The organism is Nitrosomonas sp. Nm58 (assembly GCF_900107335.1).
Classification (GTDB): domain Bacteria; phylum Pseudomonadota; class Gammaproteobacteria; order Burkholderiales; family Nitrosomonadaceae; genus Nitrosomonas.
Genome location: NZ_FNPQ01000007.1, coordinates 37,070 through 54,095, shown reverse-complemented (window position 1 = coordinate 54,095; position 17,026 = coordinate 37,070). Strand labels below are relative to the sequence as shown.

The 17,026-nt window shown below is 47.9% G+C and carries 17 protein-coding genes; 9 read left to right on the top strand and 8 right to left on the bottom strand.

The features are described 5' to 3' along the window. Positions 1-7: 7 nt before the first annotated feature. The 3 genes from BLW34_RS04560 to BLW34_RS04550 all read left to right on the top strand — a co-directional run bounded on the left by BLW34_RS04560 (position 8) and on the right by BLW34_RS04550 (position 2,750). Positions 8-715 carry a C39 family peptidase gene (locus tag BLW34_RS04560; protein WP_090576295.1) on the top strand — a complete coding sequence of 236 codons (708 nt, stop codon included), beginning with the start codon at positions 8-10 and terminating at the stop codon, positions 713-715. 20 nt (positions 716-735) lie between these two features. After that, positions 736-1,236, top strand: a complete 501-nt coding sequence (locus tag BLW34_RS04555) for a hypothetical protein (protein WP_090576181.1) — start codon at positions 736-738, stop codon at positions 1,234-1,236. Between the two features lie 275 nt (positions 1,237-1,511). Next, the gene (locus BLW34_RS04550; protein WP_090576291.1) at positions 1,512-2,750 is read left to right on the top strand and encodes a hypothetical protein; all 1,239 of its coding nucleotides are present in this window, start codon (positions 1,512-1,514) and stop codon (positions 2,748-2,750) included. Positions 2,751-2,859: 109 nt separating this feature from the next. Here the strand turns inward: BLW34_RS04550 and BLW34_RS04545 are convergent, their stop codons facing one another. The 3 genes from BLW34_RS04545 to BLW34_RS04535 are packed head-to-tail and all read right to left on the bottom strand — an operon-like array spanning position 2,860 to position 6,291. Next, a complete protein-coding gene (locus BLW34_RS04545; protein ID WP_256203596.1) occupies positions 2,860-4,341 on the bottom strand; it encodes an FGGY family carbohydrate kinase in 1,482 nt (493 codons plus the stop codon). Positions 4,342-4,358: 17 nt separating this feature from the next. Continuing rightward, positions 4,359-5,534 carry an FAD-dependent oxidoreductase gene (locus tag BLW34_RS04540; RefSeq protein ID WP_090576176.1) on the bottom strand — a complete coding sequence of 392 codons (1,176 nt, stop codon included), beginning with the start codon at positions 5,532-5,534 and terminating at the stop codon, positions 4,359-4,361. Next, positions 5,512-6,291 (bottom strand): glycerophosphodiester phosphodiesterase family protein, encoded by a 780-nt coding sequence (locus tag BLW34_RS04535; protein WP_090576173.1) that lies wholly within the window; start codon positions 6,289-6,291, stop codon positions 5,512-5,514. Before BLW34_RS04535 ends, BLW34_RS04540 begins: the two co-directional genes overlap by 23 nt. 134 nt (positions 6,292-6,425) lie before the next feature. On the opposite strand from BLW34_RS04535, the gene BLW34_RS04530 reads away from it, so the two are divergent. The 6 genes from BLW34_RS04530 to BLW34_RS04505 all read left to right on the top strand — a co-directional run bounded on the left by BLW34_RS04530 (position 6,426) and on the right by BLW34_RS04505 (position 12,839). Beyond that, complete coding sequence (locus BLW34_RS04530; protein WP_143037863.1) at positions 6,426-7,058, top strand: hypothetical protein; 633 nt, start codon at positions 6,426-6,428, stop codon at positions 7,056-7,058. A gap of 108 nt (positions 7,059-7,166) precedes the next feature. Continuing rightward, positions 7,167-7,664 carry a DUF1499 domain-containing protein gene (locus tag BLW34_RS04525; protein ID WP_090576167.1) on the top strand — a complete coding sequence of 166 codons (498 nt, stop codon included), beginning with the start codon at positions 7,167-7,169 and terminating at the stop codon, positions 7,662-7,664. Between the two features lie 9 nt (positions 7,665-7,673). Further along, positions 7,674-10,091 carry a penicillin acylase family protein gene (locus BLW34_RS04520; RefSeq protein WP_256203586.1) on the top strand — a complete coding sequence of 806 codons (2,418 nt, stop codon included), beginning with the start codon at positions 7,674-7,676 and terminating at the stop codon, positions 10,089-10,091. Positions 10,092-10,136: 45 nt separating this feature from the next. Next, positions 10,137-10,607 (top strand): hypothetical protein, encoded by a 471-nt coding sequence (locus BLW34_RS04515; protein WP_090576165.1) that lies wholly within the window; start codon positions 10,137-10,139, stop codon positions 10,605-10,607. A 44-nt stretch (positions 10,608-10,651) separates the two neighbouring features. Beyond that, on the top strand, positions 10,652-11,995 hold the full coding sequence (gene chrA / locus BLW34_RS04510; protein WP_090576162.1) for a chromate efflux transporter: 1,344 nt from the start codon (positions 10,652-10,654) through the stop codon (positions 11,993-11,995). 556 nt (positions 11,996-12,551) lie between these two features. Next, the gene (locus BLW34_RS04505; RefSeq protein WP_090576159.1) at positions 12,552-12,839 is read left to right on the top strand and encodes an Lpp/OprI family alanine-zipper lipoprotein; all 288 of its coding nucleotides are present in this window, start codon (positions 12,552-12,554) and stop codon (positions 12,837-12,839) included. Between the two features lie 51 nt (positions 12,840-12,890). On the opposite strand, the gene BLW34_RS04500 is transcribed toward BLW34_RS04505, so the two are convergent. From BLW34_RS04500 to gmhB, 5 genes are all read right to left on the bottom strand, one after another. Continuing rightward, on the bottom strand, positions 12,891-13,835 hold the full coding sequence (locus BLW34_RS04500; protein WP_090576156.1) for a L,D-transpeptidase family protein: 945 nt from the start codon (positions 13,833-13,835) through the stop codon (positions 12,891-12,893). A 440-nt stretch (positions 13,836-14,275) separates the two neighbouring features. Continuing rightward, complete coding sequence (locus BLW34_RS04495; protein WP_090576153.1) at positions 14,276-14,800, bottom strand: cytochrome P460 family protein; 525 nt, start codon at positions 14,798-14,800, stop codon at positions 14,276-14,278. A 210-nt stretch (positions 14,801-15,010) separates the two neighbouring features. After that, positions 15,011-15,763, bottom strand: coding sequence for a M48 family metallopeptidase (locus BLW34_RS04490; RefSeq protein ID WP_256203584.1), 753 nt, complete (start codon positions 15,761-15,763; stop codon positions 15,011-15,013). Beyond that, on the bottom strand, positions 15,708-16,490 hold the full coding sequence (locus BLW34_RS04485; protein WP_177165954.1) for a lysophospholipid acyltransferase family protein: 783 nt from the start codon (positions 16,488-16,490) through the stop codon (positions 15,708-15,710). The genes BLW34_RS04490 and BLW34_RS04485 overlap by 56 nt, the downstream gene beginning before the upstream one ends. Beyond that, positions 16,487-17,026: a D-glycero-beta-D-manno-heptose 1,7-bisphosphate 7-phosphatase gene (gene gmhB, locus BLW34_RS04480; RefSeq protein WP_090576150.1), complete on the bottom strand. Its 540-nt coding sequence runs from the start codon at positions 17,024-17,026 to the stop codon at positions 16,487-16,489. The genes BLW34_RS04485 and gmhB overlap by 4 nt, the downstream gene beginning before the upstream one ends.

Genomic DNA, 17,026 nt, shown 5'->3' with positions numbered 1-17,026 from the left:
TTCTGATATGAAACCTCTCTTTGCTCGCTGCGCTGCGCTCATCCTGTCTGCATTTTGCAGCACTGCTGGCGCTAGCTCTCTTGACCTGAATGGCATCGCAGGCGGAGGAAACTACAACGTTTCAGTGAAGAGTTTCGCGGAAATGAAGTTTAGTACTGTTTATAAACAACAGTATGATTTTAGTTGCGGTTCGGCAGCCTTAGCAAGTCTGCTTACTTTTCATTATGGCGACGGCGTGAATGAGCAGAATGTATTCATGGATATGTTTCAACATGGCGAGCAGGAGAAGATCAAGAAGCTGGGCTTTTCCTTACTGGATATGAAAAACTATCTGCAACGACGAGGCTACCGGTCCGATGGGTTCAAGATTAATTTAGATCAGCTCGTGGCTGCTAACAGTCCCGCCATTACCATTATCAATGCAAATGGCTATTTACATTTCGTGATTATCAAAGGCATTACTGCACAGCGTGTCCTGGTGGGCGATCCAGCTAAAGGTGTCCATATTGTACCGCGCGACGAATTTGAAGAAATGTGGGAAAAACGTATCCTGTTTTTAATCCATGCGGATGAAAGCATCGGCACGGGAAATTTCCAGAGTCAGAAGGAATGGGCCGCCCGCCTGGCGCCACTGGGGGATGCCATTGATCGAAGCAGTTTGGCTGAATATCATGTTTTAATACGCGGGCAAGTGCCTGGTCCTTTTGATTTCTAATTTATTGCAGGATGTTAAATATGAGCATTTATAAATTAGACATTCCCCCGAAAAACTCTAAGACCTTATCTCTATTCATCACTGTTGTATGCCTAACCATTGCCTGCCAGGCATCGGCAGATGAATCATCAGTCAGATCTGTCTCCTCTATTGATGCTTATGATAACTGGCCCCGGGCGACTGACGGTGAATTAGCGCAACAAAGAGGCGGGTTTATGCTCCCCAATGGAGTAACGATAGATTTCAGCTTTGAAAGAATTATTTCCTTGAACGGCGTCGAAACCTTTTCTTCCTTCTTGCAATTTCCCGAAAATGGCTTGCTGCTGCAAAATGGCAGTCACAATATGGCGTCAGATCTAGCTATCTCAGGTTTGGGCAATGTCATCCAAAATAACTTAGATGATCAGGTAATCAAGACTATCAATGAAATTAACATTGAGATCGGCAACCTGCAGAATATTGGATTACATCACAGCCATGGTCATGGCGGCATGAATATGATTTTACCCGTTTTACACTAATAATCTTTAAGGTGTTAGATACCGCAACCGGATATAAAATCTTCCCGGCAAGGCTACATGCATAGCAAAAAACTTTCATTATAAGCATGTCCCCTCCTCAAAATACAGAGCAGAACTTGTACTAATACCCTCTTTTTTTCTAGTTACAGCGTTCTCATCGGGCCTTATAATGCAACTCACCTTATATGCAAGAAGTGCTGTCAATTTAATCAAAAATGAAAAAAAAACACGAGCTTTATTTTTTGAATGGAATCATCAGATGCTTTATTTTTATCATGTGTCTTTTTTTCATAAATGGCAGCTACGCCGAAACAAGCAAATCTGAAGATTCATTAGCGCACTACCGGCAGCTTCTTGCTGAGCAGGAAAAAAAATTTGAAAGACAGCGTCAATTACTTGAAGAACAAGGCAAGGAATTGGAGCGCTTAAAAAAACACCTCGATGCGCTATCCAGACAATCCCCTACTCCATCAGATCAGTCAAAGCCATCAGCCCAAACCAGTACCGTAGCGAAGCAAAAAGAAGACACACCCAAAGCATTGCCGAATCAAATACCCTCTGGACCAGTCGGCCAGGCTCCTCCTGTATCGAAAGAACCAGCAAGGCCTCCAGAAATGCCCAGGCTGAGTGAAACGGTAGGAGGTGTTTTAACCAAAAAAGGCAACATTATTATTGAACCGGCCCTGGCATATTCTTATTCCGATAACAGTCGCGTATTTCTGGATGCTTTTACTTTTATACCGGCAATTGCGGTCGGTCTCATCGATATTCGTGACATTACTCGGCACAGTCTTTTTGCCAGCCTTGGGTTACGCTATGGGGCGACTAGTCGTCTAGAATTGGAAGCCAGGGTTCCTTATGTATATCGTGCTGATATCCAGCGTTCCCGCCCTGTTAGTATCGGTTCAAGCATTAATGAAACGTTCAACGCAACCGGAAATAATATCGGGGATGTTGAGCTGACAGCCCGTTACCAGCTCACCGATGGCTCGGGTGGCTGGCCTATTTTGGTGGGTAATATGGTCACAACGATACCCACAGGAACAAGTCCCTTTGATATCAAATTTGTTGAATCACAGGAAGTCCCCGGCGCCATGTTCCCAACAGAAGCCCCAACAGGATCAGGTTTTTTTAGCTTCCAGCCAAGCGTTACCGCGCTTTATCCAACCGATCCAGCAGTATTCTTCAGCAATCTCCAATACACCTATACCCTGGAGACTGATGGAAATGTAGGTAAGGTCGATCCGGGCGACGCAGTAGGGATGACTTTTGGTATGGGATTTAACATTAATGAACGATCATCCTTTAACTTGGGATACTCTCATAGACATTTCTTTAATACTCGAGTAAATGGCGATAAAATCAGCGGTTCTGCGCTGGATATTGGACAAGTATTACTGGGTTATGCATTCAGATATTCCCAACGAACCAACTTTAATTTGTCCATCGGTATCGGTGCGACCGACAATGCACAAGATGCAACTCTTACCTTCAGAGCACCGATAACCTTTTAATTCTGGGGTGGCTGCAACGCCGTATTCGGGCATGCAGTAAATTTATTAGCGAAATCTTACTCTTACTGACTCTAAGGAATCCGGGGCATCAGAACCAGGTTACACAAGATCACTCAGAACGATCAAAATCTCCTTTATCCCTTATTTTCTTTTCCAGAATAGCGAGAAATCGGCGATATCGCCCATTTAGCCCTGAATCTTGCGCTTCAGATTCTCTGGATGGCCAGAAGCAGGTTTCCTGAAAAACCGACCAGTCTGCTGGTTTACCGGCAGCAAGCCAGGCAATACCCCGCGCTGTCGCTTCCACCAGCACCGGTCGATGAACGGTTAATCCGGATAAGTTAGCCAATTTCTGACAGAGCGCGTCCGATTGCGCCAAACCACCGCTAATGACTAAATGCTGGAGTCCATTCCCCGTTTCTGTCAATGCCTCCAAATTAGCCTGAATCAGAAAAAGAATACTCTCGGTAACCGCAACCAGAATATGTACAGATGGCGCGCTCACAAGCGCATTTCCCTCGAGATCAGTTAACTGAGGCTGCGGGCCTTCGCTCCACCATGGCGATCCTAGTCCACTGATACTGTTGATAAACAGCGGTGGATCATGAATCGTCATCAATCCCTGTTCAAGCTGATGGTACAAATCAGTGATATGCCAATGCACACCAGCCCAATCCAAGGCGCTGCCTGCATTATTTACGGTTCCTTCCAGCGTATAACTAGTCTGTGTCGCATGGCTATCTGCTATCCCGCTCAGTAACCTGGGATGACGATATAACGTTTTACCCGTTGGTTGCAGCATAAAGGCACCGGTTCCTATATTGACCAATATTCTGCTTTCCGCAAGTGTAGTGGCCGCAAAAAGTGCGGCGCTCTGATCACCGTTGACCGCCGTCAAGGGAATACCGTAGCCAGCCAAGTGACCATATTCATAGCGGACAGGACAACACAGCGGAAGGATGGAGGGTGGAATTCCAAACAACTGCATCAACCACGGGTCCCAGTCGCAATCCGTCAGATTCCATAAAAGGGTACGCGCAGCATTGGCATGATCAATAACAAAGGGAGCCTCCTCAAGCAAATGATAGAGTAAAAAGCTTGCCAAGGGGCCCAGCGCAAGGCGGGATTGCTGTTCTGCTTTAATGACAGGGGAAAGTGTCTGTCTTAGCCATTGCAATTTGCTGACGCCATAGTGTGGCGAAAGGCGTAGACCCGTACGTTGCGCGATAGCTTGCGCGTAAGGAGCAAACGAACTCAGCCAAGCTGCAGCACGGCGGTCTTGCCAGCTGAGTACAGGACTCAAGGCCTGGCCAGTTTTTCTGTCCCAGGCAAGCACGCTTGAACGCTGCGTGGCTAATCCTGCCCGATTGATCATGAGCGCATGCTTTTGGGCATAACGCCTAGCCTCGGCGATGACCTGCCGAACGGAGCTCAAAATCTCATCGGGATTCTGCTCAACCTCCGTTGGACTACGCGGGTATAACGCAATTTTTTGGGTGAATGTTGCGACGGCCTGCCCCGTATCGTCAAATAATAACGCACGCGTCATATGCGTACCCTGATCGATAGCCAAAGTATGAGAGCGATGCATCACCACAGAATATTCGCCTATGGCGCTTCGATTATCAATTTGGAAACATCCGCTCTAGGCGCGCGATCAGGTAGTGTTGGCATAATGATATGCAGCACTTTTTGCGCAGTAGCACGGCAAACTGTCAGTTTACCGCCATAGATGCTGACGACTCGCGGCTTCTGAGACGTATCACACTGCAGATGAATTTCTCGGGAACGATGAAAAGCAACTCCATGAGCTACGGGAAGCACTCGCAGACCGGAAAACTTTTCTCTGACGGCCATATTTCTTTCTGGAAAGTAATGATGAAAACAATCCAGTAAATAAGCCTCTTCCGTGGCTAATGGAGACGATTTTTCCGGATCGCCGTTAAATAGGGTTTCGGTCGTTCCTAGAAGGATATGTTGATACCATGGCAGCACGAAGACTGCCCTGCGATCTATAGGAGACTCCAGATAATAACATCCTCTGTTGAGGCATCCTTCCAGCACCAGATGGCTTCCTTGCACCAGGTCAACAGGATATTCCGGCGGATGAGGATCGATCCGTTGTACCACCCTGTTAACCCATGGCCCGGCAGCATTAACAATGACCGCTGCGCTGCAGTGATTTATCCTGTCTTCCTGGAGATAATCGATTTCACACAGTGTTGGGGAGAGGGTGGCATGAATAAATTCCGCAGGGCACAGCAATTCTGCGCCCAGTGAACTTGCTGAATGCATCAGCGCCTGGGTCAAAAGCCGATCATCGGTCTGAGCATCCCAGTACTGAAAAACATGCTTTAGCCCCTCGGTTGTCAGGCCATCCAGTTGTTCCCAGGCAGATTGGGGAACGGAGCGGAAACGCGATGAGGCGCCGCCGCCAGCCAGCAAGGCATACAGGCTGAGTCCTGTCCGCAGCATCAGCGTGCTGCGGGATGTTTTCCGGTAAACCGGAATATAAAACGGACTCAGTCTGACCAGGGAAGGCGCTAACCTTAGCCAGTCAGATCGCTCTCGCAAGCTTTCATGGACAAGTGCAAGATGGCCATGCTCCAGGTAGCGCAAACCACCGTGAACCAATTTACTGGAGCGGCTTGAAGTCCCCGCAGCCAACGCAGTTTTTTCCAGCACCAGAACGGTATAACCACGCGCTGCAGCGGCCTGCGCCACGGCGGCCCCCTGAATCCCGCCGCCAATGATAACGATGTCATAGTGGTTGGATACAGGCATGCTGTTTGAGTATTGGATGTTGTAATAATGTGCCAATGGTATCGGTCTCGATCAGAGCAATACCCTCATCAGCATACTTGAGCGCTGTGTGACTGTCATTGACGGTGTAAACCACCCATTGCCAAGGACCTTGCCATCGTGCTCCAGGTTCATGCGGCAGACGTCGGGTGCTACAAAACAGAAACTCTGCTGCCAGCCGTTTTGCGATAACCGCATGCTCACTGTCCCATTTCGGGATAACCCAGCCAATCCGCTCAGCACCCTGCTGCCTTGCAAGCATTACTGCTCGTGAATCAAACGAAATCAGGACACATTGCCTAATATAAGGATAAATGACTTCAAGAATGGCATCCATTGTTACCGTCAAACCAAATTTAGCAATACTTTCCAGCTTTATTTCGACAAATGCGGTTACCCACGGCCGTGCTTGCAAATGCTGACAGAAAGTGGCCAAATCAGATAATGGTTCAGTTTCTGGTGAATCAGACAAACCCAAACGTGGGTAGGGCACTGAAAGCGTATTAATGACTTCATCGTCAAGCTGGGTCAACCAGCAATCACTTCTCGTCAAGCGCCGCAGATGATCATCATGACATAAGAATGGGGTTCGACGAGCGCTCAATTGTATGTCGATCTCGACAAAGCAGGCTCCAGCCAGCGTCGCAGCCTCAAACCCGGCAAGGCTATTCTCTGGATAGCGCGCAGGATAACCACGATGGGCGATGAGATAAGGGATATTTTGTTCAGATACGGACATATGTTTCCTGCAAATAATGTGAACCAGAGTCTACTTTGTATTCTGAATCATAATGATCAATCAGGGTTTGATCCTAAGATTAGATGATAAAATCCTTAAAAATATGGAAATTAATGAATTCGCTGGGAGAAATAATGCGTAAATTTGCAATAAGTTTCAACATACTCCTCCCTGCCTTGTTGGCAGCCCTTCTTTTCATACCCTATATAATGAATTTTCTTGCACATGCTCTGGTTGGGAAGAAGCAGTTCCCTCCCGCCATCATGATGAAGTTACCCGTTGAAAGCACCGCTGTCGCGTTACCCGCAGAAGTCGTGCAATTCACACCCTTTGATATTACGCTTCAACTGGATACTCATGCATTGGCAAAGCGCATCAATAACATTATAGCTAAGTCTCCCCATGGTGTTGCCATACGGGGCATTACCAGCAAGGTGCACTCCAGCATGCAGGCAGAAATCGTGGGGAATGCATTTCACATTGATAATCCGGGGCCGCAAGTGCAGCTTCTTTCTAGTCACGGTGAAACGCTCTGGTCCTGGAAAATCACACCCTTAACACCGAATCGTCAAACACTTACGCTCCGGCTTCATCTGATAACCCTCGACAGCGCGCAGGAAAGTCAGGAAATCGTTGATCTTGCTGAGATACAAGTATTTGCACAAAAAAATCCGGTTGAATGGATAAAGCGATATGGAATATGGTTCGTAGCAGCAGCTTTGTTGGCAATAGGAATCGGGTGGAGAATACGCCGATCTAAACAATAGACAAGACAAATCATGCGCAAGCAATGCTGATCTGGTCAAATTTATTTAAATATTTACATTTCCTGATAAATTGCCAACTTCATCATCAGTATCAAACAGGACTTCATTATGATATTCATCAAATGGCTACTGATCATTACTTTATTAATTGTCATTGCAATAGTGCTAGCAGTCCTCGCGGGTCAACTTGGTATGCTTAAAGGAATAGCTCCGGCCGATCTGGGCGTACACGAGGGCAAGCTCAAACCACCTGCCATGACACCTAACAGTGTGTCCAGTCAGGCCACACTTTATCCGGATCATCCCCAGCTTAATTACGCCAGTATCGAGCCATTGCCGCTCATCGGTGATGCCGCCACAACCATGGCCCGCATACGCAGCATTATCGAAGGCATGGAGGGCACAGAAGTCATCACTAGCGATGAGTATTACCTCTATGTTCAATTTACGACCAGAATCATGAAATTTGTGGATGACGCGGAATTCTGGTTTGACCCGGTTGCCCATGTCATTCAGGTACGTTCGGCTTCCCGCTTAGGGAAAAGTGATTTAGGCATGAATCGCAAACGGATTGAAGCAATACGCGCACAGCTTGAATCTTCCTGATTCCGGCAAATGATTGTTGCAATGATGCGTCGATTCAATCTGATTCGCTGGCTTCTGCTCGCGCTGCCTGTTCTGGCGCTATTGCTGACAGGCGCCTCCTGGTTACTGTTACAAGGCAGTCTGCCAAAATATGATGGAGAAGCGCCTGTTTCCGGCCTATCCACATCGGTAGCCGTTGAACGCGATGCACTGGGAAGTGTAACCCTACGCGCGCAGGATCGTTTTGATCTCGCCAGGGCGCTGGGTTATGTGCATGCTCAAGAGCGTTTTTTTGAAATGGATCTCATGCGGCGCAGTGCTGCGGGAGAACTGGCTGAGCTATTTGGCGTAGCCGCACTACCCGCCGATCGCAAGACGCGGGGACACCGGATGCGCGCCCGCGCTACAGCAATGCTAGCCGATCTGCCTGAAGTCCAACGCCGTTTGGTCAATGCTTATCGTGATGGCGTAAACGAAGGGCTGACTGCGCTCATGGTGCGCCCATTTCCTTATCTACTGACGCGTACCCAACCGCATGCCTGGCGTAGTGAAGACAGTCTACTGGTGATTCTGTCAATGTATTTTACTTTGCAAGAATCCAGCGTTCAGCGTGAGTTGCAACTTTCCACGCTGCGCGCCGGACTGCCCGAATCTGCCTACCAATTTTTAGCTGCAAGCGGAGGTGAATGGGATGCGCCGCTGGTTGGTGCACCTTTTCAATGGCCACACCCCCCTTCCAGTGAAGAACTCGATTTGCGCAAACCTGATCCTGACCGGAAGCGCAACATACAGAATCATAGGAATGATCAGCATGATGAAGCATCGGGTAGCAACAGCTTTGCGGTAGCCGGCTCACTGGCTGCGGGTGCTGCGCTGGTAGCCAATGATATGCATCTCTCGCTACGGACGCCCAGTTTGTGGTTCCGCACACGACTCATTTATCCTCACCCTCACCGCCCTGAACGGGTCATTGATACGAATGGGGTGAGTTTGCCTGGCGCACCTGCGATTGTCGTAGGCTCCAATCGTCATATTGCCTGGAGCTTTACCAACAGCTACGGCGACATGGCCGACTGGGTACGGATAATGGTCGATCCGGCAGATTCATCGCGTTATCGGAGCGCAGAAGGCTGGAAATCCGTCACAGTCCACCGTGAAATACTGCGTGTGCGTGGCACAACGGATGAAATGCTCGAGGTTCGTGAAACCGAATGGGGGCCCATACTGGCAAGTGATCATGATGGCACGCCGCTGGCGCTGGTCTGGGTTGCCCACCAGGCTAATTCAGTCAATCTGGATCTTATCAACCTTGAGCAGGTGGAAACGGTAGATAACGCCATTATTGTTGCCCAGAATGCGGGTATTCCCGCACAAAATTTCATTGTGGGAGATCGTGACGGCAACATCGCCTGGACGATCGCTGGACGCATCCCATTGCGCATCGGCCAATACAATCCAAGTGAACCAGCAGACTGGAGTGAAGGAAATACCGGCTGGCGTGGTTGGCTGGAATCAGCAAAATACCCATTGATCAGTAATCCACCAGAGCAGCGTCTGTGGAATGGCAACGCACGAGCAGTCGATGGCGCCATGCTTGAACATCTTGGCGATGGGGGCTATGAGCTTGGTGCGCGTACCCAGCAGATCCGGGACAGCCTGCAGAAAAGTGAACATTTCATACCCGCTGATTTATTCTCGATTCAATTAGATGACCGCGCCTTGTTTCTTTCTCGCTGGCGGCAATTGCTTGAACGGACACTGAATCTGGCGCCCGCTTCTGCCTGGCGCACAGAAACGCAAGCAGCACTGCGTGATTGGGATGGTCATGCTTCCATTAACTCTGCCGCCTACCGTATCGTGCGCACGTTTCGTCAGGAGGTCATCGACAGTATCCTGGATAATTTTTCTGCTGAAGCAAGACGCCGTTATCCGAATTTCTTATTACCACGGCTGGCTCAGAGCGAACATGCCGTGTGGATATTGCTTGAGCAACGCCCACTGCATCTGCTGCCGCCGGAATATACCGATTGGAATCAACTGCTCGTAGCTTGCGCACAACGTATCGCCGAACGCATGCAGGCTCAGCCAGGAGGAATAACAGCGCGTACCTGGGGTGAGCAGAATACGGCAGCTATTCAGCATCCATTGAGTCGCATGCTGCCAGGATTTATCGCTCAGTGGCTGGATATGCCGCGTGATCCATTGCCGGGTGATAGTTATATGCCACGCATCCAGTCACCCAATTTTGGCGCATCACAGCGTTTCGTGGTTGCGCCAGGCGATGAAGAGCAAGGCTATTTTTCGATGCCCGGGGGACAAAGCGGCCACCCGCTTTCACCCTACTATGGCAGTGGTCATGCTGACTGGGTGACTGGCAAAGCAACGGCGTTCCTGCCCGGACCGCCTGAGCATAGACTTTCTCTGCTTCCACCCAGAAGCAGCCAGTGACCGATTTATTGTTCATATTGATTATCAAGCTTAAAGGAGATTCTGATGAAAAAGATTTATGTGCTTGTAATGTGTTTGATCGCAACTACAGTCATGGCCGCGGATATTGATGAACGTAAAGTGCTCTCACTTAATGAAATGCAGCGCCATCACATCCTGACCGAAATGAACGCATTGCTGCTCGGCACGCAGCAGATTCTACAGGCGCTCTCGGAAGAGGATATGATGGCGGTCGCTCGCCATGCGCGTATGCTGGGCATGGCGATGGCGCATACGGGAGAAAATCATTTACGATCAGTGCTACCCGAGGATTTCATGCAGCTTGGCATGTCGGTGCACCAAAGCTTTGACCAAATTGCAGCCGATGCTGAGACCCTGAAGAATCCCAAGCATACCCTGGGTCAGCTGAGCACCACCCTGCAGCGTTGTGTCACCTGCCATACTACCTATCAGATTCGGACGACTGATCTCCCTGCCGAAGCAGAAGCTCAGCCTGCTCATCACAAGCATCATTGATAAGAAATTTTCCATGAGTGCTTTCCGTAAACACTTCAGGCAACATGACAGCCGCTTCTGACAAGGAAGCCCTCCCTGCCCAAGTCAGCTTCCGTGAAGCATGGCTATTCTGGTTCAAACTCGGCTGGATCAGTTTTGGCGGCCCAGCAGGGCAGATTGCCATCATGCACACGGAGCTAGTTGAACAACGGCGCTGGATCAGTGAGAAACGCTTCTTGCATGCGCTGAATTACTGCATGGTATTGCCCGGCCCTGAAGCCCAGCAGCTCGCTACCTATATCGGCTGGCTAATGCATCGAACCTGGGGAGGCATCGCCGCGGGTGCACTGTTTGTGTTGCCATCGTTGCTCATCCTGATTATCTTATCCTGGCTTTACATTGCTTTTGGTCATGTCTCCCTCGTGACCGGACTGTTTTATGGTATTAAGCCTGCGGTAACCGCTATCGTACTGCAAGCTGCTTACCGGATCGGATTACGGACGCTCAAGAATCCAGGTTTATGGGCGATCGCTGCTGCTTCTTTTGTCGCGATGGCAATCTTCCAGGTGTCGTTTCCGATTATTCTGCTGGCTGCTGCGTTGATCGGTTATGCCGGTGGACGGATGGCGCCGGCTCGCTTCTTGACTGGCGCAGGGCATAGTAAACTCAATCGGTCATACGGCCCAGCCATCATCGACGATAACTCCCCCCTCCCCGAGCACGCCCGTTTCCGCTGGTCACGCCTGGCTACTGTGATCGTAGTATGCGTCTTGCTATGGATCGTGCCGATGACATTGCTCGCCAGCCAATTTGGCTGGAATGCCACGTTGACCCAGATGGGCTGGTTCTTTACCAAGGCAGCTTTATTGACGTTTGGAGGCGCCTATGCAGTCCTGCCTTATATCTATGAGGGCGCAGTCGAATATTATGGGTGGCTGGACCCTGCGCAAATGATCGATGGTCTGGCGCTCGGCGAAACTACCCCCGGGCCGCTCATCATGGTGGTCGCGTTTGTCGGCTTTATCGGCGGTTATGCAAATGCACTGTTTGGTACCGAACTGACTTTTCTGGCGGGTGCCACGGCAGCTATGGTAGTAACCTGGTTTACCTTTCTGCCCTCATTTTTATTCATCCTGATCGGTGGACCATTGGTGGAAACCACCCACGGCAACCTTAAATTCACTGCCCCCTTGACCGCTATCGCGGCTGCCGTGGTCGGTGTCATTTTCAACCTGGTAGTGTTTTTCGCTTACCACGTCCTGTGGCCGGAAGGCTTCTCAGCCTTGTTCGAATGGCCAGCTGCGCTGATCACACTGACCGCAAGCGTTGCATTGTTCTATTTCAAGTGGAATGTCATTCAGGTGATGGGCGCGTGCGCTGTGATTGGCCTGATTTATAGTATTTCTTGAAGGTAAGTGATGATGAAAGCTTGTTCTAGCTGGCATACGCTGAGGCTCGCTGAGCTGAAATGAAGAGTCTGCACGATTCAGTTGAAGGACCTTGCCGCCATGACATAGCCTTTTAAAGAATCAAGAAGTCTGTCATAAAAAGGAAAATAAGCAGCGCTATGCTAACCCGAATATTTCATAAATTGGCACGTGCCCTCACTTGCCTTTTGATTAATAAGAAAGATTTTGCTCAGTCGGGTGTATGAGTCACTACACCACTCTTTCTCAAAACTTCCCTATTAATCAAAATCCTGCGTGATCATCACGCGAATTTATGAAATATTCGGGCTAAGGTTCAATGCTACGAAGCTGTGGTAAATTTGCATACTACCCAAGAAGGCCTTAGCTAGAATGAATAAAGCCAATATATGACGCATTTCTACCCTTTATATTGCTTAAGAAATCATGTAGCATCACGGAGTTGTCGCAGATTTCTTAGAGATGGACTTGAATGGGCAACAATTTATGCTGGGAATTTCAGGTTTTGTCTTAATCAAATAACAGTAAGGAGATAAAGATGAATAAAAAAATGAAGTATGTATTTACTGTAGCCGCGCTGGGTGCTTCTGTTGCGTTATCTGGTTGTGCAACTACAGGGAGTCTCGAAGAAGTCAAAGCACAGCTCAATGCTGTTCAAGCAGATGCAAATGCTGCTAAATCAGAAGCTGGCGCAGCTAGAGCAGCTGCGAATGAAGCAAAAGATGTTGCAAACAGAGCACTCAACACTGCCAATGAGGCCAATGCACGCTCAATCGAAACTGAAACAAAAATTGATCGTATGTTCAAACGATCCATGTATAAATAAACTATGCAGGTGAAATAAAAAAGCCCCGTTTGGGGCTTTTTTTATTGCTTATTATTTTGAAATCAAGGCAGGAATGCCATTCTTTTCAAACACCGCCAGCTCAAGAGCCGATTCATCAATGATGATATCCTCTATGGCGTGATTTATTTTTCTGCCATTGGTACTCTTCTCAAGAAAACTGGCGATTGATTCACGCACTTTCTGCATATAATCAGCATACTCATTTTCATTTTCTTCCAGTGGCGGGTGCAATTCTATAAACAAGGAATCAGCTAGCCAGCCAAGTTTTATGGGTTGATTGACTAGCTGAACAGGTGTTCCGACAGCTACCTGATCAAACAATTTCTCGACTTCTTCAGGGTACATGCGCAAGCATCCATGAGTCACGCGCATACCTATACCAAATGGTTTGTCAGTGCCATGGATCAAATAACCCGTCGTACCCAGATATAAAGCATGGCGGCCCAATGGGTTATTCGGGCCGGGCGGAACGATATCCGGTAGCGGTGGATTACCTGCTGCGATAGCCTCGTTCTTAAGTGATTGAGGCGGTATCCAGGTAGGATCCTTTTGCTTTCTAATGACGGTTGTTCTACCCAGCGGCGTGCGCCAGTCCATTCTGCCTATGCTGATAGGATAAGTAATGACAACCGGTTTCTTCCCTTTTTCTGGTTTAGGAAAATAGTAAAGCCGCATTTCAGGTAGATTAATTACCAAACCAGTCCGCTCAGCCTGCGGGAAAATGTGTCGAGCTGGTATGACAACTGGAGCGCCATCAGGAGGAAGCCAGCGATCCACCAGGGGATTAGCCAGCAATATTGCATCCTGTCCAATACCGTACCTGCGCGCAATATCAAGCAGGGTCTCCTCACGACTCGCTGCTACCACCTCTATTTGACCAAAAATATCAATATCCGATGGAGGCAGTATCCAGGTCGTAGCCTGCGCCAATGTCGCTGTTAATAAGGTAGAAAATAATATAGCAAGGCTACGCATAACCAAACTCACATAAAGTAAATATACTCATCTCCGTAGCCGTACAGGAAAATATTTGAAAATGACTAAAATCTCAACTATAGCAGATACTGAAAATTCTGATTAAAAACAGCGCCCAAATACTAGAACTAGAGGAACAAGAGTAAAGGCTTGATAACAGAATGTGTCATCGAAGCTTTTAATTCATGTTTTTTTAGGTACTTTTTTACCGTTGTAGCAACATGCTAGTCATTCAGTATTTATGGAAAATCAAGTAGCTAGATTCCCAATACTGCAAGATTCCTGGTGCCCCCATTCATCATGTCGAGGTCAAAATACAGGTATCCTTCCTATACATCCTATTTTAATTATCTCAAACCAGATAATTAAACAGGCTGCAAGTCTTAAGAAACTTACAACCTGTGCATGGGTCACCAACAATATTTATTTCACGTTAGCCATTAATGATTCTTTGAAAAATCGACCAGTTTCTGGAAGCTAAATAAATAATCCTGATTCTTCAATGGAGTATGACATTGAACACAATTCAGATCGTTGCTTTTGGGCGTACCATCTGGATTATACACGGCAAATCCCCAGTCACCCGTGCGATTATCCTGAGAAAAAGCTTTATCCCAACCAGTTCTTTTTTCCATGACTGCAACTGCTGCCAATTTTTCAATTTCGAAAAGACCTTCTTTACCTGAGATGATCTTGCCATCTGCATCTTTTTTAGGCTCATATATTTCCATGATAACCACTGCCCCAGGCTCTGCTTCCTTGCCTTTCTTATAACTCTCGACAGCTATCCCATTCGCATAGAATTTTGCTACCTGTGTCTGATTAGCTCGGTTGGCGGTATCGTATTTCGTAAAGTTTTGCTGATAGCTCTCAGGAAACTTGACAAAATCAGGATCACCTCCACCATGAGCATAAAAAGGCAAAAGTGCGCAAACCAGGGTAATGAGTTTAAATGGGTGCTTCATTTTCTCTCCTTGCTTGTAATGTTTTGTGGTTAAGGGGTTCCTAGGGAAAACACTCCTTCAATGACCATGCTAAGTAACCGCTAAGGGATCATTTTCGGGCTTTTTGTACAGCTTGAGACAACATTATATGCACAATAGCAGGCAGTGGGAAATCTTGTATCATGCATCCACGATAGAAGCATATACACTAAAAAAACTGAATCGTTCCGATCAGCCGATTTTCTTTAGCTCTACTTGAGCTTGCCGGTAATCCGGATAAATGCTCTCGACTACCTTCCAAAATGCAGAAGAATGATTCATCTCAATAAGGTGAGATAATTCATGTGCGACAACATAATCTACCAAAGGAATTGCCAACTGAATCAACCGCCAGTTGAGACACACCGTCCCGTGTGAACTGCAACTTCCCCAGCGGGTTCGTGCACTGGATAATCTCAGTCTTGGCAAGGGCACACCCAATTTATCTGCATAGAGCGCCACTCGCTCACTCATATGCGCCATCGCCTGCTTACGATACCAGGCCATCACGAATTTCTCGATTTGACAGGAAGTGAGTACAGCTAAAGAAGAGGGTATTTCCTGGACTTGGTCTACTTTATTGTCTTGCGACACCATTTGCAGTTTATCTAATCCCGTCAGCGCCAGTCGATAGGGATCACCCAACAACCAGAAAGTGCTATTCGGACACCACTCAGGCTGGATGATTCTTTTCTCTTTCCAGGCATCCAGATTTCCGATAACCCACCCTGCTTTATTGTGCAACACTCGCTCAATGCTGCTGAGAGTTGCTTGCAAAGGCACGCTAACAGTCAAACCCTCTCGATTGATTCTCAGACCAACGGTTTTCCGGTTACGACGAACAAGCGTGTAAGCGATTATTCTGTCAGCAAGCTTAACGCTGCGTGCCTCATTTTTCTGTATCTTTGAGCGGCTCGTTGGGAATCGAAACAAATTGTCCATCATACCTTTTCTTTCCAAAACAGCTGATGCGCGAGACTTCAGCTTCGATCCAGGCTTTTACACGTTCGTTAAGCTCTCCGGGCTCCATGCCGGTTGGATCAATTGGCTTGCCGATACTTACCGTGATCTTTCCGGGGTATTTGACAAACGAATTTTTTCCCCAAAACTCTCCGGCATTGTGCGCAACCGGTACCACCAGGGCTCCGGTATGGGTAGCAAGCCATGCGCCACCTATGTGGTATTTACCCGTCTTACCTGGAGAAATGCGTGTTCCTTCCGGGAAAATGACTATCCAGAAATTCTGTTCTAATCTCTCTCTACCCTGCTCGACGATCTGCTGTAATGCCGCTTTACCCGAGCTGCGGTCAATTGCGATCGGATTGGTCATGGCTAATCCCCAGCCAAAAAATGGAATCCGCAACAACTCTTTTTTAAGCACCCATACCTGAGGTGGGAAAATTTGCTGTAATGCCAAGGTTTCCCATGCTGATTGATGCTTCGAGAGCACAATACTGGGCTGATCAGGAATATTCTCAGCACCAATCACACGATAATGCAGCCCACAAATTACCTTCAGCAGAAACAGCATGAGGCGAGTCCAGCCATAGGTAACCTTATAACGATGATGTGGCGAAAGTGGAAAGCAGAAGAGCGTGATTAGTGCATAGGGCGGAGTGATAATAATTTGTAATAATGTGTAAATTGTCGCGCGCAACGTATCCAGTATCATATTCGCTTCACCAGTGTATCAACGACTGATGCCAAATCAGCAAAAATTTGCGTACCTTCTGGCAGATTACCATTTGCATGGGTCATTTCACCTTTTCCAGTCAACACTAAAATCGGGATGGCACCGACAGTTATTGCTGCCTGTAAATCTCGCAATGAATCACCAATAGCAGGTACCCCTTTGAGATCCGTGCTATAACGTTGCATGATTTCCTGGAACATACCTGTTTCGGGCTTACGGCAATGGCATTTATCCTGCTGTGTATGCGGACAGAAAAAAAGCGCATCAAGGCGTCCCCCGGCTTGGTGAACAGCCTTGAACATCTTGTCATTGATGGCATTAAAAGTGGCCATATCGAGCAATCCGCGTCCAATACCCGACTGATTGGCAGCAACGATCACGCGATAACCTGCATGGGTGAGCCGTGAAATCGCTTCCAGGCTACCCGGTATCGGCATCCATTCCTCAGGCGCTTTGATAAAGGTATGACTGGTTTCATTGATCACACCATTGCTATCAAGGACGATCAGTTTCAT